This window comes from Streptomyces flaveolus (assembly GCF_044765825.1).
Classification (GTDB): Bacteria; Actinomycetota; Actinomycetes; order Streptomycetales; family Streptomycetaceae; genus Streptomyces; species Streptomyces flaveolus.
The window spans coordinates 551,456-575,589 of record NZ_JBIWKU010000002.1; the positions used below are offsets into that span (position 1 = coordinate 551,456).

24 protein-coding genes and 1 riboswitch are annotated in these 24,134 nt (G+C 72.1%); of the genes, 11 read left to right on the forward strand and 13 right to left on the reverse strand.

Translation table 11 applies throughout. From position 1 onward, the window contains the following. The first annotated feature begins 3 nt into the window (after window positions 1-3). The 6 genes from ACIRG6_RS07820 to ssuE all read left to right on the forward strand — a co-directional run bounded on the left by ACIRG6_RS07820 (window position 4) and on the right by ssuE (window position 5,510). A complete protein-coding gene (locus ACIRG6_RS07820; protein ID WP_364678121.1) occupies window positions 4-894 on the forward strand; it encodes an ABC transporter permease in 891 nt (296 codons plus the stop codon). Further along, window positions 891-1,769, forward strand: coding sequence for an ABC transporter ATP-binding protein (locus ACIRG6_RS07825; protein WP_403321493.1), 879 nt, complete (start codon window positions 891-893; stop codon window positions 1,767-1,769). Before ACIRG6_RS07820 ends, ACIRG6_RS07825 begins: the two co-directional genes overlap by 4 nt. Further along, a complete protein-coding gene (locus ACIRG6_RS07830; RefSeq protein ID WP_392145238.1) occupies window positions 1,766-2,614 on the forward strand; it encodes an ABC transporter ATP-binding protein in 849 nt (282 codons plus the stop codon). Before ACIRG6_RS07825 ends, ACIRG6_RS07830 begins: the two co-directional genes overlap by 4 nt. A 56-nt stretch (window positions 2,615-2,670) precedes the next feature. Continuing rightward, a complete protein-coding gene (locus tag ACIRG6_RS07835) occupies window positions 2,671-4,011 on the forward strand; it encodes an LLM class flavin-dependent oxidoreductase (RefSeq protein ID WP_350716290.1) in 1,341 nt (446 codons plus the stop codon). A gap of 115 nt (window positions 4,012-4,126) precedes the next feature. Beyond that, entirely contained in the window at window positions 4,127-4,891 is a 765-nt protein-coding gene (locus ACIRG6_RS07840; protein WP_403321496.1) for an alpha/beta hydrolase, read from the forward strand. A 55-nt stretch (window positions 4,892-4,946) separates the two neighbouring features. Then, window positions 4,947-5,510 carry an NADPH-dependent FMN reductase gene (ssuE, locus tag ACIRG6_RS07845; protein ID WP_350716295.1) on the forward strand — a complete coding sequence of 188 codons (564 nt, stop codon included), beginning with the start codon at window positions 4,947-4,949 and terminating at the stop codon, window positions 5,508-5,510. A gap of 46 nt (window positions 5,511-5,556) precedes the next feature. Here ssuE and metX read toward each other — a convergent pair whose 3' ends face one another. The 3 genes from metX to ACIRG6_RS07860 all read right to left on the reverse strand — a co-directional run bounded on the left by metX (window position 5,557) and on the right by ACIRG6_RS07860 (window position 8,852). Further along, window positions 5,557-6,702, reverse strand: coding sequence for a homoserine O-acetyltransferase MetX (gene metX, locus ACIRG6_RS07850; protein WP_364678347.1), 1,146 nt, complete (start codon window positions 6,700-6,702; stop codon window positions 5,557-5,559). Further along, complete coding sequence (locus ACIRG6_RS07855) at window positions 6,699-8,060, reverse strand: bifunctional o-acetylhomoserine/o-acetylserine sulfhydrylase (RefSeq protein ID WP_364678134.1); 1,362 nt, start codon at window positions 8,058-8,060, stop codon at window positions 6,699-6,701. The genes metX and ACIRG6_RS07855 overlap by 4 nt, the downstream gene beginning before the upstream one ends. A gap of 393 nt (window positions 8,061-8,453) precedes the next feature. Next, window positions 8,454-8,852 carry a winged helix-turn-helix transcriptional regulator gene (locus ACIRG6_RS07860; RefSeq protein ID WP_239766688.1) on the reverse strand — a complete coding sequence of 133 codons (399 nt, stop codon included), beginning with the start codon at window positions 8,850-8,852 and terminating at the stop codon, window positions 8,454-8,456. A 79-nt stretch (window positions 8,853-8,931) separates the two neighbouring features. Here ACIRG6_RS07860 and ACIRG6_RS07865 point away from each other — a divergent pair, with 79 nt between their 5' ends. Continuing rightward, window positions 8,932-9,876 carry an NADP-dependent oxidoreductase gene (locus ACIRG6_RS07865; protein WP_403321499.1) on the forward strand — a complete coding sequence of 315 codons (945 nt, stop codon included), beginning with the start codon at window positions 8,932-8,934 and terminating at the stop codon, window positions 9,874-9,876. 56 nt (window positions 9,877-9,932) lie between these two features. On the opposite strand, the gene ACIRG6_RS07870 is transcribed toward ACIRG6_RS07865, so the two are convergent. Next, on the reverse strand, window positions 9,933-11,207 hold the full coding sequence (locus tag ACIRG6_RS07870; RefSeq protein WP_403321501.1) for an MFS transporter: 1,275 nt from the start codon (window positions 11,205-11,207) through the stop codon (window positions 9,933-9,935). 94 nt (window positions 11,208-11,301) lie between these two features. Here ACIRG6_RS07870 and ACIRG6_RS07875 point away from each other — a divergent pair, with 94 nt between their 5' ends. Then, entirely contained in the window at window positions 11,302-11,754 is a 453-nt protein-coding gene (locus ACIRG6_RS07875; RefSeq protein ID WP_318216834.1) for a winged helix-turn-helix transcriptional regulator, read from the forward strand. Between the two features lie 282 nt (window positions 11,755-12,036). On the opposite strand, the gene ACIRG6_RS07880 is transcribed toward ACIRG6_RS07875, so the two are convergent. Next, window positions 12,037-12,603: a hypothetical protein gene (locus ACIRG6_RS07880; protein WP_364678144.1), complete on the reverse strand. Its 567-nt coding sequence runs from the start codon at window positions 12,601-12,603 to the stop codon at window positions 12,037-12,039. A gap of 244 nt (window positions 12,604-12,847) precedes the next feature. Here ACIRG6_RS07880 and ACIRG6_RS07885 point away from each other — a divergent pair, with 244 nt between their 5' ends. Then, on the forward strand, window positions 12,848-13,909 hold the full coding sequence (locus ACIRG6_RS07885) for a LacI family DNA-binding transcriptional regulator (RefSeq protein WP_364821599.1): 1,062 nt from the start codon (window positions 12,848-12,850) through the stop codon (window positions 13,907-13,909). 30 nt (window positions 13,910-13,939) lie between these two features. Here ACIRG6_RS07885 and ACIRG6_RS07890 read toward each other — a convergent pair whose 3' ends face one another. From ACIRG6_RS07890 to ACIRG6_RS07910, 5 genes are all read right to left on the reverse strand, one after another. Continuing rightward, window positions 13,940-14,329 carry a (2Fe-2S) ferredoxin domain-containing protein gene (locus tag ACIRG6_RS07890; RefSeq protein ID WP_364678149.1) on the reverse strand — a complete coding sequence of 130 codons (390 nt, stop codon included), beginning with the start codon at window positions 14,327-14,329 and terminating at the stop codon, window positions 13,940-13,942. Then, complete coding sequence (locus ACIRG6_RS07895) at window positions 14,310-15,131, reverse strand: ABC transporter ATP-binding protein (protein WP_403321505.1); 822 nt, start codon at window positions 15,129-15,131, stop codon at window positions 14,310-14,312. Before ACIRG6_RS07895 ends, ACIRG6_RS07890 begins: the two co-directional genes overlap by 20 nt. Then, window positions 15,128-16,141: a FecCD family ABC transporter permease gene (locus ACIRG6_RS07900; protein ID WP_403321508.1), complete on the reverse strand. Its 1,014-nt coding sequence runs from the start codon at window positions 16,139-16,141 to the stop codon at window positions 15,128-15,130. Before ACIRG6_RS07900 ends, ACIRG6_RS07895 begins: the two co-directional genes overlap by 4 nt. Next, window positions 16,138-17,190, reverse strand: a complete 1,053-nt coding sequence (locus tag ACIRG6_RS07905; protein WP_364678158.1) for an ABC transporter substrate-binding protein — start codon at window positions 17,188-17,190, stop codon at window positions 16,138-16,140. Before ACIRG6_RS07905 ends, ACIRG6_RS07900 begins: the two co-directional genes overlap by 4 nt. Before the next feature lie 55 nt (window positions 17,191-17,245). Beyond that, window positions 17,246-17,421: riboswitch (cobalamin riboswitch) on the reverse strand. Between the two features lie 415 nt (window positions 17,422-17,836). Then, window positions 17,837-18,868, reverse strand: a complete 1,032-nt coding sequence (locus ACIRG6_RS07910) for an ArsR/SmtB family transcription factor (RefSeq protein ID WP_364678161.1) — start codon at window positions 18,866-18,868, stop codon at window positions 17,837-17,839. Window positions 18,869-18,936: 68 nt separating this feature from the next. Between ACIRG6_RS07910 and ACIRG6_RS07915 the strand changes: the two genes are divergently transcribed. Continuing rightward, window positions 18,937-20,154, forward strand: coding sequence for an MFS transporter (locus tag ACIRG6_RS07915; protein ID WP_364678164.1), 1,218 nt, complete (start codon window positions 18,937-18,939; stop codon window positions 20,152-20,154). Window positions 20,155-20,209: 55 nt separating this feature from the next. Here the strand turns inward: ACIRG6_RS07915 and ACIRG6_RS07920 are convergent, their stop codons facing one another. After that, window positions 20,210-21,661: an amidase gene (locus ACIRG6_RS07920; protein ID WP_364821607.1), complete on the reverse strand. Its 1,452-nt coding sequence runs from the start codon at window positions 21,659-21,661 to the stop codon at window positions 20,210-20,212. 141 nt (window positions 21,662-21,802) lie between these two features. Between ACIRG6_RS07920 and ACIRG6_RS07925 the strand changes: the two genes are divergently transcribed. Continuing rightward, window positions 21,803-22,429 carry a TetR/AcrR family transcriptional regulator gene (locus ACIRG6_RS07925; RefSeq protein ID WP_364678169.1) on the forward strand — a complete coding sequence of 209 codons (627 nt, stop codon included), beginning with the start codon at window positions 21,803-21,805 and terminating at the stop codon, window positions 22,427-22,429. A 45-nt stretch (window positions 22,430-22,474) separates the two neighbouring features. On the opposite strand, the gene ACIRG6_RS07930 is transcribed toward ACIRG6_RS07925, so the two are convergent. Then, a complete protein-coding gene (locus ACIRG6_RS07930) occupies window positions 22,475-23,131 on the reverse strand; it encodes a DUF1326 domain-containing protein (RefSeq protein ID WP_364678172.1) in 657 nt (218 codons plus the stop codon). 113 nt (window positions 23,132-23,244) lie between these two features. Further along, window positions 23,245-24,081 (reverse strand): DUF2182 domain-containing protein, encoded by an 837-nt coding sequence (locus ACIRG6_RS07935; protein WP_364678175.1) that lies wholly within the window; start codon window positions 24,079-24,081, stop codon window positions 23,245-23,247. Window positions 24,082-24,134 lie beyond the last annotated feature (53 nt).

The window sequence follows — 24,134 nt, forward strand, 5'->3', positions numbered from 1 at the left end:
ACCATGGTGCGTCGCGTACTCGCCCTGCCGTCCGGCCGGATCGCCGTGGCCGTCCTGACCGTCGTCGCCCTCCTGGCCGCCCTCGGTCCGGTCCTCGCCCCCCAGGACCCGCTGGCCACCAGCGGCAACACCCTCGCCGCCACCTCCGGCGCCCACTGGCTGGGCACCGACTACCTCGGCCGGGACGTGCTGAGCAGGCTCCTGGACGGCTCCCGGGTCAGCGTGCTCGGCTCCCTGGAGGTCGCCCTGACGGCGCTGGCGGTCGGTGCGGTGCCCGGGATCCTCTCCGTGTATCTGGGCCGGACCTTCGAGTGGATCACCCTCCGGCTGGCCGACACCCTCGTCGCCCTGCCGTTCCTGCTGTTCGCCGTCGCCGTCATCGCCCTGCTCGGCAACGGGATCACCCAGGCGATGCTCGTCACCGGAGCACTGGTGTCCCCGTTGTTCTACCGGGTCTCGCGCGCCGCCACCCTGTCGGTGGCCCGCTCCCCCTACGTGGAGGCCGCCGTCATCTCCGGCGCGTCCGTCGGCTGGGTCGTCCGCCGGCACGTCTGGGTCAAGGTGCTGCCGCCCGTCGCGGTGGCGCTCGCCCAGACCATCGGCGTCGGCTTCGTCATCGTGTCGAGCCTGACCTTCCTCGGCATCGGCGTCCAGCCGCCCGCCCCCACCTGGGGCGGTCTGCTCGCCTCGGACCTCGGCTACCTCAGCCACCGGCCCTGGGCCCCGCTCGCCCCCGCCTTGCTCATCATGATCACCGTCTGGGCCTGCAACCTCCTCGCCGACGCCGTCCGCGACGTCTCCGGCGAAGCGGGCCGGGCGCTGGTCGACCGCCGCAAGCCCCTCACCGACCGCCTCGACGAGGCCGACCCCGCCCCCGCCGGAGGTGCGCGATGACCCCGCTGTCAGAAAAGCTCCGGACCCGGCCCGCACACCCCGCTGCCCCTTCCGGCTCTCCCTCGCCCGTGCTGTCGGTGCGCGACGTGCGCATCGGCGACCCGGACGGAGGGCGGGAGATCGTCCACGGGATCAGCTTCTCGCTCGCCCCCGGCCGAGCCGTCGGCATCGTCGGCGAGTCCGGCAGCGGCAAGACCCTCACCTGCCGCGCCGCGCTGGGCATCCTGCCCGACCGGTTCACAGTGACCGGCGGTCGCATCGAGATCGACGGCCACGACATCGCGGACCTCAGCCCCGAACGGTGGACGGCCCTGCGCGGCACCACGATCAGCGCGGTCTTCCAGGACCCCGCCTCCTACCTCAACCCCTCGATCCGCGTGGGCCCCCAGGTCGCCGAGGTCATCCGGGTCAAGAAGAAGGTCAAGCGACGCGAGGCGCGCGGGCAGGCCCTCGACCTGCTGCGCGCCGTCCACCTGCGGGACCCGGAACTGGTCTACGGCCAGTACACCCACGAACTGTCCGGTGGCATGCTCCAGCGGGTGCTCATCGCGGCGGCCATCGCCGCGGACCCGCGGATCCTGATCGCCGACGAGGCCACCACCGCCCTCGACGTCACCGTGCAGGCCGAGATCCTCGACCTGCTGGCCGACCTGCGCGAGCGGAGCGGGCTCGCCCTCGTCGTGGTCTCCCACGACCTGGCCGTCGTCGCCCAGCTGTGCGACGAGGTCCTCGTCCTGCGGCAGGGCGAGGTGGTCGAGCAGGGACCGACCCGGCAGGTCCTGCACGACCCGCGGCACGCATACACCCGCCTCCTGATCGCCGAGCACGAGCAGTACGGCCTGGACAAGTTCCTCACCCCCGAGGAGGACGCGTGAGCACCGACCCGGCGGCCGAGCCCGCCGAGCCCGTCCTGAGGTTCGAGAACCTCCAGGTGCACTACGGTCCGCGCCGCCGGCGCCGCCGCGCCCTGCACCAGGTCTCCCTCGACATCGCGCCCGGCGAGACCGTCGGCGTCATCGGCGAGACCGGCTCGGGCAAGTCCACGCTCGCACGGGCCGCGCTCGGTCTCGTGCGCCCCTCCGCCGGATCGGTCGTCGTCGGCGGCGAGGACGTCAGCGCGTACGGCCCCCGCCAGTGGCGCGCCCTGCGCCGCCGGGGCCTGGTCCAGTACGTCTTCCAGGACCCGCTGCGCAGTCTCGACCCGGACCTCACCATCGAGGCGTCCCTGACCGAACCCCTGCTCCTGCAGGGCGTACCCCGTGACCGGGCGGCGGCGCGGGCGCGGGCCTTCCTCCCCCGCGTCCGCCTCTCCGAGGAACTGCTCGGCCGGCTCCCCGGCGAGCTGTCCGGCGGGCAGCGTCAGCGCGTCGCGGTGGCCAGGGCCCTGGTCACCGAGCCTCGCCTGGTCATTCTCGACGAGCCCGTCAGCGCCCTGGACTCCGCGAACCGGGTGCAGATCCTCCAGATCCTCAAGGAACTGCGGGCCGACGGCGTGGCCCTCGTCTTCATCTCCCACGACCTCGGTTCCGTCGCCGGGATCGCCGACCGCATCGCCGTCCTGTACCGGGGCGAGCTGGTCGAGGCCGGTGCCGCCCGTGACGTCATCGGCGCACCGCGGCACCCCTACACACGGCTGCTCGTCGGCTCCGCCCCCACCCTGCACACCGCGTCGGCCGACCGGGCCGAACGCGCCGCCCTACGCGCCCTGCTGGACGCCTGACCCCCTCACTTCACGCCGGACTCCCGGCACCGACCCCCGACAGACAAGGAACAGCCATGCCCCGCACCATCCATCTCGCCCTGCACCCCTACGGCGTCGGCGGGCCGGGCCAGCACGGCCTGTGGAAGGACCCGCGCGTCGCGAAGAACGCCAGCATCGACATCGGCTACTACATCCGGCAGGCCCAGGCCGCCGAACACGCGCTGTTCGACGCCCTGTTCATCGTCGACAGCCAGTTCATCAACGCCACCTACCCGGCGCACTACCTCAACCGGCTCGAGCCGCTCACCCTGTTGTCGGCCGTCGCCACCCACACCCGGCACATCGGTCTGGTCGGCACAGCCAGCTCGACGTACAACTCACCCTTCAACCTCGCCCGCCGGTTCGCGTCGCTGGATCACATCAGCGGCGGGCGGGCCGGCTGGAACGTGGTGACCAGCTTCGACACCGGTACCGCCCGGAACTTCGGCCTCGACGAGCACCTCGACTACACCACCCGCTACAGCCGGGCCCTGGAGTTCGTCCAGGTCGCCCGGGGCCTGTGGGACTCCTACGAGGACGACGCGTTCCCCGCCGACGTCGAGCGGGGCGTCTTCCTCGACCCGGACAAGCTGCACGCGCTCGACCACGCGGGCGAGCACTTCACGGTGGCCGGACCGCTGAACCTCTCGCGCTCACCCCAGGGCCAGCCGGTGATCTTCCAGGCCGGTGTCTCCGAGGAGGGCCGTGACCTCGCCGCCCAGGTGGCCGAGGGCATCTACGCGCCCGGCGGCTCCCTGGAGCAGGCCCAGGAGTACTACGCCGACATCAAGAAGCGCACCGCCGCCTACGGCCGCGACCCCGACCACATCAAGATCTTCATCCACGGCGGTCCGGTCGTCGCCGCCACCGACGAGGCGGCCCGGCGGCGCGAGCGGGAGATCTTCGAGGAGGACAACGACTTCGACCGCAACCTCGCCCTGCTCGGCCGCTCGTTCGGAGCCTACGACTTCAGTGTGCACGACCTGGACGCGCCGTTCCCCGACGTCGCCCACCTCGCCGAGAAGGGCGGCCGCACGGGTGCGGCCAAGCTCATCGAGCGGGCCCGGGCCGAGAACCTGACTTTGCGTCAGGTAGCCGAATCGGTCAACGAGTTCCGCAGGTCTCCGTTCGTGGGGGACCCGTGGACCGTCGCCGACACCATCGAGACGTGGTTCGACGCCGGCACCTTCGACGGCATCAACCTCGCTTTCCGCACCGAGGAGGAGCTCAGCCTCTTCGTCGACGGCGTCGTCCCGATCCTGCAGAAGCGGGGCCTGTTCCGCACCGAGTACGCCTCCGACACCCTGCGCGGCAACCTCGGACTGCCGGTTCCGGCCAACCGCCACACCCGCGAGCGCCGGCTCGTGAACGGCTGAGGGTCCACGCCGTGAACGAACCGCCGATGGGTCGGGCTCGTCGCGACCGAGGTGGCACCCGCCCTGGGCCGGAGGCCCGCGCACCCAGAACGTCCAGCACCCGCAGGAGTACGAGATGACCGACTACAGCGACCACCACGCACCCGAGGGCCTGCGCGTCCGCGGCACCGTCGTCGTGGTCCCCGGCCGCGGCGAGACCCGGGACACCTACGCCCGCTTCGGCGGGCGGCTGGCCGCGGACGCCTATCGCGTCCGGGTGATCGACCCGCCGCTCCTCGACGCCGACGACCCCGCCGCCACCGACGACCTCGCCTCGCGGATCGGCGACGCCGTCTACGGCACCGCGGCGGAGGACGGCGTCGTCCGGCCCGTCGTCCTCGTCGGCGCCGACGCGGGAGCCGCCGCCGTCGCCGCACTCGTCACCCGGGGAGAACTGCCCGAAGGGACACGGCCCGACGCGCTGGTCCTCGCCGGCCTCCCCGGCCGGGCCGCCGGGCCGGCCGGCACCTGGGACGACGAACTCGACGTCCGCACCTCCTGCCCCACCCACCGCGGCACGCTCACCCAGGACCCCCGGGTGCGGCGCGGGTCGCTCGGCGAAGCCGTCCCGGACGCCCTGCTGGACGCCGTCCAGGACGGCGGGATCGACGTGCCCGTCCTGCTCGTGACCGGCGACGCCGACCCCCTCGCCGACCACGAGGCACTGGAGCGGGCCGCCAAGTCCCTGCCCCGCGCGCGGCTCTCGGTCGTCCACGGCGCCCACCACGACGTCCTCAACGACCTCCAGCACCGCTCGGTCGCCGCCGAGGTCGTCACCTTCCTCGAAACGCTCCGCAACCAGCTCCAGCCGTTGGTCACCGTGCGGTCCAGCGCTTGGTGAACCCTCATCGGTCCGCCCCCCGGCAGGACCGGACCCCGATACCGGAAGGCATTTCATGGCCACCATCCTGTCCGTCTCCGGAAGCCCCTCCCCCACCTCCCGCACCACGCGTCTGCTGCGTCACCTGGACGAACGGCTCCGGCAGCACGGGCACGAGGTGACCACGCTGGACGTGCGCACCCTGCCCGCGCAGGCCCTGCTCGGGGCGGACCTCCGCCACCCGGCCATCACCGGCGCCGCCGATCTGTTCGCGCGGGCGGACGGCGTGGTGATCGGCACGCCCGTCTACAAGGCGGCCTACTCCGGCCTGCTGAAGTCGCTGCTCGACCTGTTGCCGCAGTACGCGCTGGCCGGAAAGACCGTGCTGCCGCTGGCCACCGGCGGCAGCAGGGCCCACGTCCTGGCCATCGACTACGCGCTGCGCCCCGTGCTCAGTTCCATGGGCGCCTCCCACATCGTGCCCGGCTGGTTCACCCTCGACACGGACGTGGCCGCCGACGACCACGGCTCACCGCTCGTCGCACCGGCCGCAGCAGCAGCGCTGGAACAGGTCACGGACCACTTCTCCGCCACGCTGGGAGGGCGCACCGGGACACTCACCCTGGCCGAGTCCCTCTGAGGGGCGACGGGTGCCGGCCCGCCGGGGACGTGGCGAGCCGGCCGGCTCACGGCAGGAGTTCCTCCACGAGCGCGGCGACCTGTGCCACCTCGATGAGGAAGCCGTCGTGGCCGCAGGGGGACTCGATGACCCGGAGGCCGTCGGCCGTGCCGATGCCCGCGGCCAGCTCCGCCTGCTGCGAGAGGGGGTAGAGCCGGTCGGAATCGACGCCGGCCACCAGGGTCCTGGCGGTCACCCGGCCCAGGGCGGCGCGTACACCGCCGCGGCCGCGGCCGATGTCGTGGCTGTTCATCGCCTCGCACAGCACGGCATAGCTGCCCGCGTCGAAGCGGCGTACCAGCTTGGCGGCGTGATGGTCGAGGTAGGACCCGACCCGGTACCGGCCGCCCGACCACGGATCCTCCTCCCCCTGCGGGGAGCGGCCGAAGCGGACCTGGAGTTCCGGCTCGCTGCGATAGGTGACGTGGGCGAGCCGCCGGGCGAGACCGAGTCCCGCGTGCGGCCCTCGCGCCGTGCCGTGGTAGTGCCCTCCGCACCAGTGCGGGTCGGAGCGGATGGCACGCAGCTGGATGTCGGCCCACGCGATCTGCTCGGCGCTCGCGGCGGCCGTCGTGGCGAGCAGCAGCAGCGCGCCCGCCCGTCCGGGATGCGCCACGGCCCACTCCAGCGCCCGCATGCCGCCCATCGAGCCGCCCACCACCAGGGCCCAGCGGTCGATGCCCAGCGCGTCCGCCAGACCGGCCTCGGCGGCGACCTGGTCGCGCTGTGTCAGGAACGGGAAGTCGCCGCCCCAGTGGCGTCGGTCGGGACGGCGGGAGGCCGGGCCCGTGCTGCCCTGGCAGCCGCCGAGGACATTGGGGGCGACGACGAACCAGCGGTCCGTGTCGAGTGCCCGTCCGGGTCCGACGAGCCCGTCCCACCACCCGGGAGTCGGATGTCCGGGCCCGGCGGGACCGCTCACGTGGCTGTCACCGGTGAGGGCGTGCAGGACCAGCACGGCGTTGGAGCGCTCCGGTGCGAGCTGTCCCCAGGTCTCGAAGGCCAGCCGCACGGCGGGCAGTTCGCCGCCTGCCTCCAGGCGGAGCGGCGTCTCGTGCTCGTACCACTGGCGACGCCCGGGCGGGTCCCCCTCCCGCCAGGCCCCGGAGGCCGGCGGGAGAGGGACCTGCGAAGGCGTCAGTACGGTGTTCAGGACGCGCCCTTCGCGGCCCGGAACCCGGCCTCCAGGTCGGCCTTCAGGTCGGCGAGGTTCTCAATGCCCACCGAGAGCCGCACCAGGCCGGGCGAGGCACCGGTGGCCTCCAGCTGCCGTTCGTCCAGCTGGCTGTGGGTGGTGGACGCCGGATGGATGATGAGGCTGCGGACGTCACCGATGTTCGCGAGGTGGCTGAACAGTTCGACGGCGTCCACGAATCGCTTGCCGGCCTCGACACCGTCACGCAGTTCGAAGGCGAGAACGGCACCCCCGCCGCGCGGCAGATAGCGCCGACCGGCTTCGTACCAGCGGTTGGACGGCAGGCCCGGGTAGTGGACGGCGGCGACCTCGTCGCGCTGCTCCAGCCATTCCGCCAGGGCCTGGGCGTTCGCGGAGTGCCGCTCGATGCGCAGGCTGAGCGTCTCCACGCCCTGGAGCAGCAGGAACGCGGAGTGCGGAGAGAGGGCGGGGCCGAGGTCGCGCAGCAACTGGACCCGCAGCTTGACGGCGAAGGCGCCGGGGCCCAGCGCGGGCCAGTACCGCAGGCCGTGGTAGCTGGGGTCGGGCTCGGTGAAGTCGGGGAAGCGCTCGGTATGGGCACCGAAGTCGAAGGTCCCGCCGTCGACGACGACGCCCCCGATGGTGGTGCCGTGGCCGCCGAGGAACTTGGTCGCCGAGTGGACGACGATGTCGGCGCCGTGCTCGATGGGCCGCAGCAGATACGGCGTGGGCACGGTGTTGTCCACGATCAGCGGGACGCCGGCTTCGTGCGCGACGTCCGCCACGGCCCGGACGTCGAGCACGTTGCCCCGCGGGTTGCCCAGCGTCTCGGCGAACAGGGCCTTGGTGCCGGGCCGGATCGCCGCCCGCCAGGCCTCCACGTCGTCCGGGTCGTCGACGAAGGTCACCTCGATGCCGAACTTGGGCAGCGTGTGGCGGAACAGGTTGTACGTGCCGCCGTACAGGGAGGCGCTGGAGACGATGTGGTCACCGGAGCCGGCCAGCGTGAGGAGCGCCAGCGTCTGCGCCGCCTGCCCGGACGCCAGCGCCACCGCCGCGACACCGCCTTCCAGCGCGGCGATGCGCTGCTCGAAGACGTCCTGGGTGGGGTTGTGGATGCGGGTGTAGATGTTGCCGGGCTCGGCGAGCGAGAACAGGTCCGCGGCGTGCTGCGTGTCCCGGAACACGAACGACGACGTCTGGTAGATCGGCGTCGCCCGGGCGCCGGTCACCGGGTCCGGTGCGGCACCGGCGTGGATCTGCTTGGTCTCGAAGGACCAGGCGGATGTGTCGGGCCCGGTGGGCTCCACGTCGGGCGTGTGACCGGCGGTGACGGAGTCGATCGGCTGGCTCATGGTGCTGCTCCCTTGCACGGAGGGCGGGTACGTGAACGCGCGGGTGCGCACCGCGTAAGGGCATCGCGGCGCGCCGACGGCGCGGGGGATGAAGCGCGTGACCGAACACCGCGCCCGGACGGGGCAGCGGTCGGTGCGGCGCGGAGGAGAGGCGGGCCGGAGGCTCGAGCGAGACGTCAGCTCTGAGCGGTACAACCCGTGGTGGTGACACGCACGTAGTCGACGTGGCGGCGGGTCACGAGCACGGTCATGAGGCCAGGGAAGCACATGCGGGCGCCGCAGCACCAGCACAGCGGGCAGCGACGCGGATCCTGACACACGGCCGCAATACAGCGGCCGTCGCCCCGTCACCCTCCGACGGACACATCGCTGCGGACCGCCCGTCCTGGGCCGTCAGTCCGGTGTGTCGTAGGTGACGCGGGCGGCGCGTACCTCGTCCATGTGCTCCTCGGCCCAGTCCTTGATCGCGCGCATGACCGGCAGCAGCGAGCGGCCGAGCGGAGTGAGCGCGTACTCGACGCGGACTGGGACGGAGGGGGTCACGGTCCGCGACACGAGCCCGTCGCGTTCCAGATGACGCAGCGTCTGCGTGAGCATCTTCTGGCTCACGCTCGCCAGCCGGCGCTGCAGTTCGGTGTACCGCTGCGGCCCGTCCGCGAGCGCGTTGACGGCGAGGCTCACCCACTTGTCGGAGATGCGGTCGAGCAGTTGACGGGCGGGGCATTCGGCGAGGTAGGCGTCGTAGGCGACGCCGGCCTCGGCCCGTCGCTGGGCGGCCGTGCGGGTGGGCATGACGCACTCCTCTCGGTGCCGTACGCACCGTGAAGTGCGTACTTCCCGATGGAGAGTAGCGCTTCCTACGGTGGGCGACATGAGCGCTGAAGAGAAGATGCGGGCGGTGGTGGCCCGCGGTTACGGCGGGCCTGAGGTACTCGAGACGGTGATGGTGCCTCTGCCGGAGCCCGGTTCCGGGCAGGTACGGATCCGTGTGGAGGCGGCGACCGTCAATCCCGTTGATCTGGTCACCCGTTCCGGCGCGCTCGTCGAGGCCGGGCTGATGGCCGCGCGCGAGTGCACAGGCATCGGATGGGACGTCGCGGGCGTGGTGGACCGACTCGGCGCGGGGGTGACGGCGTTCGTGCCGGGGCAGCGGGTGATCGGGCTGCGCGACCTGCTCGACGTGTCCCTGGGCGCCTACGCCGAGTACCTCGTCCTGGACGCCACGGCGGTCGCCCCGGCACCGCCCGACGCCACTGCCGCGGCCGCGGCGACGCTGCCGCTGAACGGCCTCACCGCGCTCCAGGCGCTCGACCTGCTCGGTCTCGTGGCGGGCGACACCGTGCTGGTGACCGGAGCCGCCGGGGCGGTCGGCGGCTTCGCGGTCGAGCTGGCGGTACGGCGCGGTCTGCGCGTCGTCGCCCAAGCGGGTTCCGCGGACGAGGAGTTCGTCCGCGGCCTCGGCGCCGAGTGGGTCGTCGGCCGCGACGCGTCCGACCTCGCGTCCGATGTCCGCCGCCTGGTACCGGGCGGCGCCGACGGCGCGCTCGACACCGCGGGGCACGGCATCCGTGCCCTGGCCGCCGTCCGCACCAAAGGCGCCTTCGCCACGGTGGTCGGCGGCTCGGCCCCGCTCCCCTTGCGCGGCATCCGGGTCCACCAGCAGTGGATCAGCGCCGACGGGGCCGCGCTGGCCGAGCTCGCCGCCATGGGCCTGACGCTGCGGGTCGCCGATACCCTGCCTCTCGAGCGCGCCGCCGAGGCACACGACCGGCTCGCGGCGGGCGGGATGCGCGGGCGTCTGGTGCTGGTTCCCTGACGCGCCCCGGCGTCGAGGGACCGCCGGCCACGGACCGGGCTCTGTCGAGGCGGAGCTCACCCCTCTGCCGAGCGGGGAGCCGGACGGTCCGATCGGTCCGGGACGCCGTGCCGGGTGAACGCCCACAGGACCAGTCCGAGGCAGCTGAACGTGGCACCCAGTGCGCATACGGCGGCCCAGCCGGCCAGGGTGTACAGGGAGGTCGCGGCGATGGCACCGGTGGCGCTGCCGATCGAGTAGAAGACCATGTATCCGCCGATCAGCCGGCTGCCCGCGTCCGGGTGCAGCGTGTAGATCAGGGTCTGGTTGGTGACATGGACCGCCTGCACGGCGAGGTCGAGAAGGATCACTCCCACGATCAGGGCCCAGAGCGAGCTGCGGGTGAAGGACAGGGGCAGCCACGAGGCGACGAGCAGTGCCAGGGCGATGCCGGTGGTCCTCCGGGAGAGTCCACGGTCGTTCAGGCGGCCCGCCACGGTCGCGGCCAGAGCGCCGGCGACACCGATCAGCCCCAGCATGCCGATCGCGCCGTGGGACAGGAAGTACGGGGCCGCGCTCAGCGGCAGCGCGATGCTGCTCCACAGGGTGCTGAAGGCGGCGAAGATCAGCAGACCGAACAGGGCTCTGAGCCGCAGTAGCCGTTCCCGCGCGAACAGGGTGATCGTGGAGCGCAGGAGCTGTCCGTAGCGCAGAGTTGTCGGCTGAGCGTCACCGTGGCGCGGCAGCACTCGGTGCAGGACCAGGGCGAGCAGAGCGGTGAGCGACGCTGACGCGAGGTAGACGGAGCGCCAGCCCGCCATGTCGGCCAGGAGTCCGGAAGCGGTGCGGGCGAGCAGGATGCCGATGACCACGCCGCCGGTGACCAGGCCGACGACCCGTCCGCGCTCGGCGGGCGGGGCCAGTGATGCCGCGAAGGCCACGAGCGTCTGCGTGACGACCGCGAGGAGCCCCACCGCTGCCATGCCCGCGAGCAGGATCGCCGCCGTGCGGGCGGTGGCCACCACGGCCAGCGCCGCCACCAGGAGCAGCAGTTGGGCCACGATGAGCCGTCTGCGGTCGGCCACGTCGCCGAGCGGCACGAGAAGGAAGAGTCCCAACCCGTATCCGACATGCGTGAGGGTGACCACGCTGCCGACGAGTGCCGGGCTCATGGCCAGGTCGTGGCCCATGGTCACCAGGAGCGGCTGAGAGAAGTAGACGTTGGCCACCGCGGCGCCACAGGCGATGGCGAACAGGAGAACGACGCCACGGGACAGGACGAAGGCGGAGCCTTTCTCGCTTCGGACTGCGGTCCGTGGTGTCACAGCCTCACCGCTGTCGGGCATCAGCATCCGCCTCTCCGCACATCTGGTTGCATCTTGCTACCAGAAGTGACGGTAACCGAGCTGGTAGCATGTTGCAACCATCGTGAGATTGAGGGACGCCATGGTGAGCAGAACACGCTTCGACGACAGCGAATGTCCCGTCGCCCGGTCGGTGGACGCGATCGGCGACTGGTGGTCCCTGCTGATCGTGCGGGACGCCTTCGACGGAAGCCGGCGCTTCGGGGAGTTCCAGCGCAGCCTCGGCGTGGCGAAGAACATCCTCACCGCGCGTCTGCGCACCCTGGTCGCCGGCGGGATCCTCGAATCCGTCCCCGCCTCGGACGGCAGCGCCTACCGCGAATACACGCTGACCCCGAAGGGCAAGGCACTCTTCCCCGTCATCGTGGCGCTGCGTCAATGGGGCGAACAGAACTTCTTCGCACCCGGCGAACCGCACTCACAGTTGGTCGACCGCCGCCAGGAACAGCGCCTGCGCCCCCTGGAGGTACTGTCCGCCGACGGACGCCGGTTGAGCCCCGATGACACCACCGTCCAGAAGGTCACCACCCGGTGATCCGAGCCGGAGACTCGGCGCGGCCACCCACTCGGGCCTCGGCTTCTCCCTCCTGGTGGGGGCTGCGGACCGCGCCCGCCGCGGCACGCACCTGGCTCGGCCGCGCCCGGCCGACGTACGACGCCGGCTCCACCTTCACCCCCGCCTCCCTGCCCGCCCTCGCCCTCGCCCTCGGGCGGGCCTACGACATCCTCATTCGCCTCCACCGGGTCCGGGCGGCCGACGTGCTCATGACCGGCAGGGGGAGCGCCACGTCAGGCCTTCGCCGCGGCCTGACGCCTCTCAGGGCGCGTACACCCGCGCCGTGACGAACGCGGCTATCTCCGCCACACAGGGGAAGCCGGGATCGAGCCGGAGCCGGCCGCGGAGGGCGGGGTCCGCCGCGGGCTGGACCTCCAGCCTGTGGTCCCGTCGGAACTCCTTGCCGTACTGGTCCCGCACCGACGTCACGGTGTGCCAGGCTCCCGCGATCTCGTTCCAGGCCAGGACCACCGGTGCGCCGCCCTCCGAAAGCCACGCCAGCCCTTCCTCCCAGACGACGACCCAGGTCGCCGGGTGGCGGGCGCCGGGCCGGTACGCCCAGGCGAGCCACAGCGTCAGAAGGGTCATGAGGTAACCGAACGACAACGCCATGACGCCCTGGAACGGGACCTCGGGCCACAGGAAGACCAGCAACCAGGTCGTCAGGCCACCGATGACAACCGCGAAGAGCAAGGATGCGATCAGGGCGAACCAGGAGCCACCGCGCATTCGCCCCCCGACGCTGTAGCACGCCTCGCCCCAGCCGGTGCCCCGGGCCGCTTCCCGGAACGCCGCGATCACCTGATCGGGGAAATCCACCCGTTCCATTTCGCCCCTTAGTCGACCAGCCGACCCAACTGAGCTGTCGGCCATGAGAGTTGAGGTGCCCGTCCGGCGTCAGTATGCACGTGCCCAAACGTTTGCGCCAAACGTTTGGGGAAACCCGCTCAGCCCTCGCTGCCCGGCACGCGCCGGCTCCGGCACCGCGGCGGGCCTCGCCTCGTCGGCGTACGCGACAATGGGTGCCACCGCAAGCACGGGCGGGACAGTGGACGAAGGGCGGGGTGCGGTCATGGCGGCCGAAGGTCCAGTGACGCTCCAGGGCATCGCCGAGCGACTCGGATTGCACGTGTCGACCGTCTCGCGGGTGCTCAACGGGTCGCACAACGACAGCACCCGCGCGGCGTCGGGCGACACCGCCCGCCGCATCCGGGAGCTCGCGGACCAACTCGGCTACCGGCCGAACCCGTTGGCGACAGGTCTGCGCACCCGCCGGAGCAACCTCATCGGTGTCCTCGTGCCGCGACTGTCCGAGATCGTGATGGCCACGATCTACGAAGGCGCCGAGGAGGCCGCGTCGGCGCACGGCCTGTCGGCGTTCGTCACGAACACGCACGACGATCCTGCCCTCCAACAGGAGCGGATCGCCATGGTGCTGGCCCGCCGTGTCGACGGTGTGATCATCGGCGATGCGCACCTGGACGGCGCCGCCCTCACCCTGCCCGCCCTGCGGACCACCCCCTTCGTCCTCGTCAACCGCCGCACCGATGCCGGGCACACCTCCGTCACCTGTGACGACCGGCTGGGGGGCCGGCTGGTCGCCGAGCATCTGCTGAATCTGGGGCACACCCGCGTCGGCGTCATCGCCGGAGAACCCTTCGCCAGCACCGGAGCGGACCGGGCCCAGGGGTTCGTCGAGTACTACCGGGAGGCGGGCGTGCCGCTGCCGGCACAGCGTGTCGTGCACTCGGCCTTCGACACGGCCGGCGGACGCCGCGCCGCGTTCCACCTGCTCACCACGTCACAGGACCGGCCGACCGCCCTCTTCGCCGTGAACGACTTCGCGGCCATCGGAGCCGCGGGCGCCGCCCGTGACCTCGGACTGCGACTCGGGCGCGACCTCGCACTGGCCGGCTACAACGACACGCCCCTGGCGGCGGAACTTCCCGTGCCGCTCACCAGCGTTCACTCCCCCGTGGCCGAGCAGGGTCGCCGGGCCGTCGACCTGCTGATACGCCGCATCGCGGGGCAGGACATCCAGTCCGAGACCCTCACGCCCCGTCTCGTGGTGCGGGAGTCCACGGGTGTGGCCGTACCACCGCACGCTGCCCGTGGGCGGCAAGCACCCGGCTGACCACCACGTGACCGGATCGGCTTTCCGCACTCAGCGTGCTCTGCGGGGTGGCGTGAAGACGTAGAGGTCGAGGATGTCGGGGCAGGGGGCGGTGCCGGGACCGCCGGCCCGGACCCAGGCGGCGATGTCCTCCGTGGCGCCGGGGTCGTTGACGAGGCCGAGCCAGACGGGGCGGGCCCCTGCGGCGCGGGCCGCGGCGGAGGGCTGGACGACGATCACGTTGGCGTGTTCGCACACGTCGAGGCAGTCGGAGACGCGGACGGGCACCTCCTCGGCGAGGCGCGCGAGTTGCCGGTCGTGATCCACACCGGTGACTTTCGAAGTGCCGCAGCAGCAGTCCCGGCAGACGACGACGCGGCACGGTGCCGGTCCGGCGGCGGTGCGGTCCGTGTCAGCCGCTTCAGGGCGCTGTCGAGGCATCGCTCGTCCCACCCCCTTTCCGGGGAGATTCTTCCCGGGCGGCCGGGCGCAGGAAGCGGATCACAGGGTGGCCGGGGTCGTGGGTGACCTCGGCGTGGACGCCGTAGACCTGGGCGATGAGGGTGGGTGTGAGGACCTCGGCCGGGGTGCCCTCGGTGACCGCGCGGCCGTCGCGGAGGACGAGGACACGGTCGCAGTACATCGCGGCGAGGTTGAGATCGTGCAGGGCGATCACGGTGGTGACGGGCAGGCTCGCGATCAGTTCCAGGAGGTCGAGCTGGTGCTGGATGTCGAGGTGGTTGGTGGGTTCGTCGAGGAGGAGTTCACGGGGTTCCTGGGCGAGGGCACGAGCGATCTGGGTCCGCTGGCGTTCGCCGCCGGAGAGGCTGTGCCAGGACTGACCGGCCCGGTCGGTCAGTCCGGTGCGCAGCAGGGCCTGGGTGACGGCTTCCGCGTCCGCCGCCGTCGGCGGGGTCCAGGCTCGGCGGTGTGGGATGCGGCCGAGGGCGACGACGTCCCGGATGGTCAGTTCGGTCTGGGTGTGGGCGTGCTGCTCGACGGTGGCGATCCGGCGGGCGGCGGATCGGCGGCCGACCTCGGTGAGCGGGCGCCCGTCCAGGGTCACGACTCCGGCACTGGGCGCCAGGAGCCCGGACAGCAGCCTCAACAGCGTCGTCTTGCCCGAGCCGTTGGGGCCGAGCAAGCCGACGGTCTCGCCGGGGCGCAGGGTGAGGGTGACGCCGTCGACGACGACCTTGTCGCCGGTGCGCCGTACGACGCGGTCCGCGTGCAGGCTGCTCATGCCCTTCTCCGTCCGCGGTAGAGGACGGCCACGAACGCCGGCACGCCGATGAGGGACGTCACCACGCCCACGGGAACCTCCTGGGGGTCGAGAACGGTGCGGGCGACGGTGTCCACCCAGACCAGGAAGACGGCTCCGGTCAACGCCGTCACCGGGAGCAGGCGGGCGTGCCCGGAGCCGGTGAGGGCACGGGTGGCGTGCGGGAGGACGAGGCCGACGAAGCCGATCGCGCCGGCGCAGCTGACCAGGGCGGCGGTGAGGAGCGCGGTCAGGGAGAGAAGGACCAGGCGGGTGCGGGCGACCTGGACCCCGAGTCCGGCGGCGGCCTCGTCGCCGAAGGCGAACGCGTCGAGCGTACGGGCGTACCCGAGGCAGATGACGAGGACCACGGCCAGGGCGACGGCGCAGAGCAGTACCTGTCCCCAGTCGGCACCGGTGAGCGAGCCGAGCAGCCAGAAGAGCACGCCTCGGGTCGTCTCCGCGTCCGCCGAGGTGAGGACGATGAACGAGGTCAGCGCGGAGAACAGCTGCATGGCCGCCACCCCGGACAGCACGACCCAGTCGGTGCTGCCGCCGAGGGTGTGGCTGAGCAGCAGCACCAGGCCGAAGGAGAGCAGGGCCCCGAGGAAGGCGCCTGCCGACAGGGACACCGCTCCCCCGCCGACGCCCAGCACGACCACGGCGACCGCTCCCGTGGACGCGCCCGAGGAGACCCCGAGGACGAAGGGGTCGGCGAGCGGGTTGCGCAGCAGCGACTGCATGACCGTGCCGCACACCGCGAGTCCGGCCCCGCATACGGCGGCGAGCAGGGTGCGCGGCATCCGCAGGTTCCACACGATTCCGTCCCGCAGCGGCGCCAAGGTGCTCTCACCGAGGCCGAGATGGGCCGCGACGGCGGCCCACACGTCGCCGGTGGAGATGTCGGCCGGTCCGATCGTCACGGCCACGGCGATCGACGCGATCAGCGCCGCCAGGCCGCCGCCGGTCAGCAGCAGGCTGCGGGTGCTCACTTGGCGAGCCCGAAGTCGCGCAGCCCGGCCGCGACCTTCTCGATCCCCTCGATCGTCCGGACGGACGGATTCATCGCCTGCCCGCTGAGCAGGACGTACCGCTTCTTCCTCACCGCGGTGAGATTGCGGGTGGCGGGGTCGGTCTCCAGGAAGCGGATCTTCGCCTCGGCCGTCTCGGCGGTCTGCTGCTTTCGGGTCAGGTCGCCGATCACGATGACGTCGGGGTCGCGGTCGGCGACGGTCTCCCAGTTGATCTGGGGCCATTCGTCATGGGTGTCGGCGAAGGCGTTCTTCGCGCCGACCGCGCGGGTGATGGCGCCGGGCGCGCCGCAGCAGCCGGCCAGGTAGGGCGACTGGGAGTTGGCGAACCAGTACATGAGGGAGACGTCCGAGGCGCCCAGTCCCGCGGTGGCCGTGCTCACCCGCTGCCGCAGGTCCGCGACGAGCTTCTCGCCGCGCTCCTCGACGCCGAACACGCGGGCCAGGTCGCGTATCTCGCCGTAGACGGTTTCCAGGGTGAGCGGCTCGCTGCGCGATCCGTCGCCGCCGCTGTCGTTGTCCTTGCCCGCCGAGCAGTCGGACGGGGATACGTAGGTGGGCACGCCGAGCTTCTCGAACTGGTCGCGGGTGGCGACCCCGCCCTTGCCGAGGGTGGACACGAACGAGGCGGTGACGAGGTCGGGTTCGGCGTCCAGGACCTTCTCGAAGGAGGGGTTGTTGTCGGCGAGCCGGGGCACGGTCGCGTTCGCCTTCTCCAGGCCCTTCATCACCGGGTCGGTCCAGGTGGCCGTACCGGCCATGCGGTCGGCGAGGCCGAGGGAGAGCAGGATCTCGGTGGTGCCCTGGTTGAGGGATACGGCCCGCTTCGGGGCCGACTTCAGGGTGACCTTGTGGCCGCAGTTGTCGAGGGTGACCGGGTAGCCGGCGGCAGAGGTCCTCTCCGGCTTCGCGTCGTCGTCGCCGGAGGAGCCGCAGGCGGTGAGCAGCAGGGCGGACGAGAGGAGAAGGGCCGGAGTGCGGTGAAGGGCGGGGCTGCGGAGCACGGGCATGCCTTTGGGGTCGGGGCTCGTACGCGGAGCCTGGCCTACGGACGTTCCTCCACGCCGGGGTGCGGAGGTGCCAGCAGGTCTTCGGACTCGGGTTCGTCCGGTCGGGGCGCCTTCCCGGTCTCCCAGTGGCGTAGTGCCCCGCCCGTCCCCCTCACCGCTGCGCGTCAGTTCCGGATTCGCACCGGATTCCCTGGCCTCGGGTGTGGCTCGACTGGCCCGATGAGGCTATCAAGTCCGCCGTCGGGCCGGACCGTGCGATCGGTCACGGCGTGAAAGGGGTACCGAAGAACCGCATGTTCGCCGCCCGCGACTCGGTGCAGTCGACGAGCTCGTCGACGCTCCCTGGATCACCGCCCCGTCGTCGAACCCTCGCCCGGCGTCTGCCCCGGCCTGCCCGGACGGCCACGGATCGCGCACACCACCGGGGGCTGGCCATGTCGGAGGCGCCGCCCCCGGCCCCTCCCGGGACGAAGCGCGCGGCGACGAAGCTGCCCGCCCCGGAGAACGACGTGCCCGACTCCGACCTGACGATCCCGCCCCGGCTGGTCGTCCGGGGCAGCACGACACCGGAGGTGCGGGTCCGAGCAGGAGCTCACGCTGCGGCGCGTGAGCGTCCGGTCGAGGGACGGAACTCCTCGGTCCAGCCTCACGGCGTTCGTACGGGCGGGCTCCCGGCCTTTCGCTGTTCCGGCTCCCCGCCTTCGTCGGTGCCCGCCCCCGATGCCTTCACCAGCACCTCCCCGGCCGCCGTACGGACGTACAGCACCGACCGCCCGGACCTTCGCCGCTGCACCAGGCCCGCCTCCAGCAGCACCCGCAGATGCCCGCCCACCGATCCCAGGCCCCTCCCGGTGACGGCGACCAGCTGGGTCGTACTCATGGGAGTCCCGAGCAGCACCAGCAGTCCCGCCCGCGCGGTACCCATGAGCGCCCCGAGGGCGGCCGGTACCGGCCGGCGGTCGTGGTCGTCGGCCAGCACGCCGAGACACGGGTAGACGACGGCGTACCGTTCCTGCCCCTCCCACGACACCCAACTGGTCCTCGGCGTGACCGGCATGAACAGCAGGTCGGCCCCCGCGGCGATCTCCCGTGGCGGACGGGCGTTCGGGTTGACCTGGAGGCGGCTCTCCCCGATCCACCGCGCCCCCGGCTTCAGCGAGTCCAGCACGGCCGCCCAGCCGCCCTGGCTCACCTGCGCCATGCGGGCGACCATGTCGGCCTCCAGGATGCGCCGCCGGCGCTCCCAGTACGGCCGTACGGTCTCGTCCCAGACGTACGTCAGGAGCACGGTCGCCCGCTCGGGCAGGTCGTCCCGCTCCAGCACGGCGGGGAGCGGGCCGCCGAGAGACACTCCGAGGTCGGCCCGGGCCTGCCGGGCCGGGGTCGCCCGCACCCGGGTCACGGTCTCCTCGAAGCTCTCGCCGATGCACGAGGTGGGGCAGAAGAAGTCGGCGATCCAGGAGGTGCCGAGTGCCGCCCGCACGAGCGGGGCGGCCACCGGGTCGGCGGCGAGGCGCGCGCGGTAACCGGGCAGGTGCGTGTGCAGCCAGGCCTCCTCGCCCTGGTGGGCACCGGTCCCCGCGTGCAGCAGTTTCAGGCTCGCGAACGTCTCGGCGAACGGCGAGAGCACGAACCGGCTGCGGGCGAGGGTGTCGGTGCCGATCTGCCACAAGCCCATACGTACGACCTTTCGCGTGTCGGCGAAACAGTACACACGCCGCCCCGGCCGATCCGAGACTTCGACGCATGCGCAGCTACCGCTCCCTGTTCCGCACCCCGGAGTTCACTCCGTTCCTGCTTTCCTTCGCCGCCTTCGCCGCGGCCCAGACGATCGGCGGCCTGGCCCTCGGCACGCTGGTGTTCCGGGCCACCGGCTCCCCGTTCCTGTCGGCGGTGAGCATGTTCGGGCCGCAGCTCGCGCAGTTGCTGGGGGGTGTGTTCCTGCTCTCGGGCGCCGACCGCCTGCCCCCACGGGCGGTCCTGTCCGGTCTCGGTCTCGCCTTCGCGGCCGGTACGGCGGTGCTGGCGTTGCCCGGTCTGCCCGTCCGGGCGGTCTTCGCCGTCGTACTGCTGCAGGGCCTGGTCGCGTCGCTGGGCGGTGGGGTGCGTGGGGGGCTGATGAACGAGATCCTGTCCAAGGACGGCTATGTCCTCGGTCGTTCGGTGTACAACATGCTCTGGGGCCTGATGCAGATGGCCGGTTTCGCGACGGGCGGCGCTCTGCTGGTGCTCCTGTCCCCCCGTGCCTGCCTGCTGCTCGCGGCGGCGGTGTACGTCGTGTCGGCGCTCGTCACCCACCTGGGTCTCACGGCCCGGCCGCCACGCTCCTCGGGCCGCCCGTCCGTCTCGGCGACCTGGCGCACCAACGCCTTCCTGTGGTCCTCACGCTCCCGTCGTCTGACGTACCTCGGTCTGTGGGTTCCCAACGGCCTGATCGTCGGCGGCGATTCGCTCTACGTCTCCTACGCCCCCGAAGCCGCCGGCACGCTGTACGCGTTCGGGGCGCTCGGCATGTTCGTGGGGGACATGGCGGTGGGCCGTCTGGTGCCGGCCACGGTGCGCCGCCGTCTCGCGACCCCCTTGCGCCTGCTGCTGGCCGTCCCTTACTTGTTCTTCGTCCTGCGGCCGGGAGTGGCGCTGTCGGCCGTGGCGGTCACCGTCGCCTCCGTCGGCTTCGCCGCGAGCCTGGTCCTGCAGGAACGCCTGATGAAGCTCACCCCGGACGACCTTGCGGGCCAGGCTCTCGGCCTGCACGCCACCGGCATGACGGCGCTGCAGGGCGTCGGCGCCGTCCTCGCGGGCACCCTGGCCCAACTCACGTCACCGGCCGCGGCGATGACGCTGATGGCGGCCGCATCCGTCACCGTGACCCTGGCCCTCGCGGCGCTGGGCCGGCACGAGGAACGACGGCCGGCCGTCGCCGATACACGTCCGGGCGTCCTGTCGGAGACCCCGACAGAGTAGGTTCCGACTTCACAGGGTCTTGCCCGGCCGGACGAAGGCGCTGCGAGCGCCCTGGTCAGTGGCCCGCGTGGTCCCCTGCCCACACCATGGGGGTCCGGCCCGACCACGGGCTCGCCTGTTCGAGTTGCCCGGCGAGGCGGTAGAGACGGCCTTCGCGGCCGTATCCGGCGGCGAACTGCATGCCGATCGGGAGCCCCGTCCCTGCGTCGGCCGTCAGGGGCACGGACATGGCGGGCGTGCCCGCTGTGTTGAACGGCATGGTGAACGGCGAGCGGTCGAGGACGCGACGCATCCAGCCGAGCCCGTCCAGCGCCTCTGCGCCGTCGGCACAGGTACCCAAGGACACGGGAAGCTCCGGCAAGGTCGGAGTGAGCAGCATGTCGTGGACATCGAAGTACCGTGCCAGGCTCCGGGCCACCCGGTTGCGGATCGTGAGAGCGGTGACGAACTCGGCGCCGCCGACCCGCTGCCCGTAGTGGTAGCCGGCGAGGGTCACCGGTTCGAGGGTCGAGGAGTCGACGGGCCGGTCGAAGGCGTCGGCCAGCTCGTCGACCGAGGCCGCCAGGTTCGCCGTGAACAGGCGGGCGTGGGCGAGCACGAACTCCTCCCAGCCGACCCCGAGGTCGACCGTGACCTCCTCCACCCGGTGGCCGAGGGATTCGAGCAGCCGCACGGTGCGCGAGAGCGCGTCGGACACCGGTGTGGTGGTGCGGCGTCCGCCCCATGCCCGGGTGAGGACACCGATCCGCAAGGAGCCCGGATGGCGGGCGACTTCCTCCGCGTACGGCCGGGACGGCTGCTGAGCGAAGTAGGGGTCGCCCGGTTCGGGGCCGCGGATCTGGTCGAGCAGCGCCGCGCTGTCGCGTACCGTGCGGCTGACGCTGCCGTGCACGGCCAGGCCGTTGAAGAGCTCGTCGAAGTCGGGACCCATGGAGACCCGGCCACGGGTGGGCTTCAGTCCGAAGAGGCCGTTGCAGGCGGCGGGGATGCGGAGCGAGCCGGCGGCGTCGGTGCCGTGCGCGAGGGGAACGACCCCGGCAGCGACGGCCGCGGCCGCGCCCCCGCTCGATCCGCCCGCACTCCGCTCCAGGTCCCACGGGTTGCGGGTCGGGCCGTACAGGACTGGTTCCGTCGTGATGCTGTAGGCCATCTCCGGTGTCGCGGTACGCCCGAACGTCACGAGGCCGGCGCGACGGAAGCGCAGCATCAGGGAGGAGTCGGCGCGCGCGACGTTGCCGGCCGCGAGGCGGCTGCCCAGTTCGGTGCGCCGCCCGGCCATGGAGACTCCGATGTCCTTGATCAGGAAAGGGACTCCGGCCAGCGGTGTGCTGCCGGGGCTTGGCTCGTCGTCGGCCGGCCAGGTCTCCACGATGGCGTTGATCCGCGGGTTGACCACCTGCGCGGCCTCACGCGCGGCCGCTTGCAGTTCGGCGGGGCTCACCTCACCTTTGGCCACCAGCTCCGCGAGCCCGACCGCGTCGAAGTCCACGTACTCGGAAACTCTCATTCCCACTCCCACTCCCAGCGCAACGACGAAAGATACCCTTGAGTACCGGATGATACTCAACGGTATCGCACGGGACGGGCTGGTACCGTAGGGGCAATGGAGCCTGGGGCCCCGCACCCGACCCGACGTCACGGAGCAGTCATGGCATCGACCGCCGGAAGGCCGAGCAGGGTGGCGAAACTGCCCCCTCGGGAGCGCATCCTCGACGCGGCGGAAGAGCTCTTCCAGAGCGAGGGGATCCGGCGGGTGAGCGTCCAGGCGATCGCCGAGCGGGCCGAGACGACCAAGATGGCGGTCTACCGGCACTTCGAAAGCAAAGACGCGCTGGTCGCGGAGTGGATGCGGATCGTCTCCGCCGACTACCAGGCGGCCTTCGACCGGGTCCGGACCGCATACCCCGGTCAGCCCAGGGAGCAGATCCTGGGCTTGGCCCGCTTCATCGCCGAGGGGCTGCCGGCCGTCTCGCACCGAGGCTGCCCGTTCATCAACTCCCTCGCCGAACTGCCCGACCGCTCCCATCCCGCACGGCAAGTGATCGAGGGGCACAAGGCCCGCCAGACCCGCAGGCTGGTCGGCATGTGCGCCGAGGCCGGGCTGCCCGACCCCGAGCAGGCGGCAGCCGAGATCACCTTCGTACTCGAAGGCGCGCAGGTCAGCACGCAGAACGGAAGCATCGATCAGGCGGGGGACCGTCTGATGAGAATCGTCGAGGGAATCGTGGATCGCTGCCGTTCCCCCCTCGGCCCATCCGGCGCGAACACCGACTGACGGTCTCGGAACCCTGCTTGCCCCGCGCTGTTCTCGGCTCCGCTCTCAGTCGGGTCCCGTCCAGTCGAACGGGAAGTACTTGCTCGACTTTCCCGAGTGTTCCCAGGAGAAGCCGAACGCGTCCGCGCGGTCGGTGGTGGCCCGGCCCCAGGTGGCGACCTGGCCCGGCCCGACCTCGGCGCCCGGGGCGTTGTGGACCTGGACGCGGGCGCCTTCCGGAGTCGTCGGGCCGGTGAGCGCCTCGGCGGTGGCCGTGACCCGCCCCGGAATCTCGGCGCGCCAGGTGGCCAGGTCCTCGTCGATCTCCACGCGGATCGGCGCGGTGTCCATGCCGCGTATCTCGGGCCGGAGCATCTCACCGAACCGCGCCGGCCAGCCGCCCGCCTCGCCTCCGAAGACCGTCCCGAGCGCGCCGCGCTGCCGCTCGTCGGCGCGCTCGTCGAGGAAGACCGCGGCGTACGCGTCACTGTGCTCGCCGGCCCACATGTTGCCCGTGAAGACGCCCAGCATCAGGACGTTGAGATCGTCGAGCCGTACGTCGCCGTAGTTGCCCTCGCGGATGTGCCAGACCAGCACACCTTCGCAGTCACCGTAGGTCGGGGGCTGAGCGAACGTGCACGGGCACGGTACGGCGCAATTGCACACGTCGAACCAGTCGCCGGCCAGATGCCAGCGCGTCCCGGTGGTGACCTGTTCCGTCATCTCGTTTGCCTCCCGTCGAGTCCGAGGGAGCTCCTGCCAAGTGGCGAGACCGCACGTCCCGGGCCCGCACGCGGATCGCGAGACGGCCTCTCCTTCCAGCGTGCCGCACGTGTTCACATGCCGTCCATCGAAGGAGCCGATTCCTGCAGTCCCGGCAGCAGCCAGTCCTGGAACGGCGCCAGCACGGCGAGGACGAGGAGGACGACGCCCACCGCTCCGGCGAGCAGCGGCCCCCGTGACCAGAGCTTCTCCACGAAGATCACCACCGCCAGCCCGGCCATCGCCGCCACGTTCATCACGCCGAGGGGCACGAGGACGACCATCAGCCCGGCGCAGCAGCCGACGCAGTAGCCGCCGTGGTGAACACCCACCCGTAGATCGCGGGCCGGCTGCCGGAACCCGGCGTAGCGCACCAGTTGACTCATGGGGTCGCGGCAGTGCCGCAGACAGACGTTCTTGAGGGGCCCGAGCTGGTAGAGGCCCGCCAGCAGGAAGGCCACCGATCCGATCCAGCGCCCCGCAGCCGGATGATCGTCCACCAGGTCTCCGGTGAAGGCCAGTGCCCCATAGGCGACCAGCCCGAACGCCGTCCACACCAGCAGGTATCCGCCCACGAACTCCAGCGTGCGCCCCGCCCGGCCCCACCCGGACGAGCGCCGTCCGATCCCCCGTGCCCAGGTGAGGGCCACCGGCGCCATGGACGGCAGCATCATGGCCGCCATCATCGTCACCCAGAGCAACAGGAACAGCGGCAGTGCCATCCCCATCGTGCCGGGCTCGACCCCCATGTCCCGGGCCTGCCCGACGGTGAGTATCCAGGCGGGCGCGGCGATCAGGACGACCAGCGACCACGCGACCGCGAGATCCCGCGTCGGCAGCAGCCCCCCTCGCGCTCCGGTCGGTGCGGGCGACCGGGCGGAGACGAGGACGGAAGCCCGGAGACGACCCATCAGTGAACTCCCCTGCGTACCCCTCCCAGCACAGCACCCTTCCCGTCGCACCG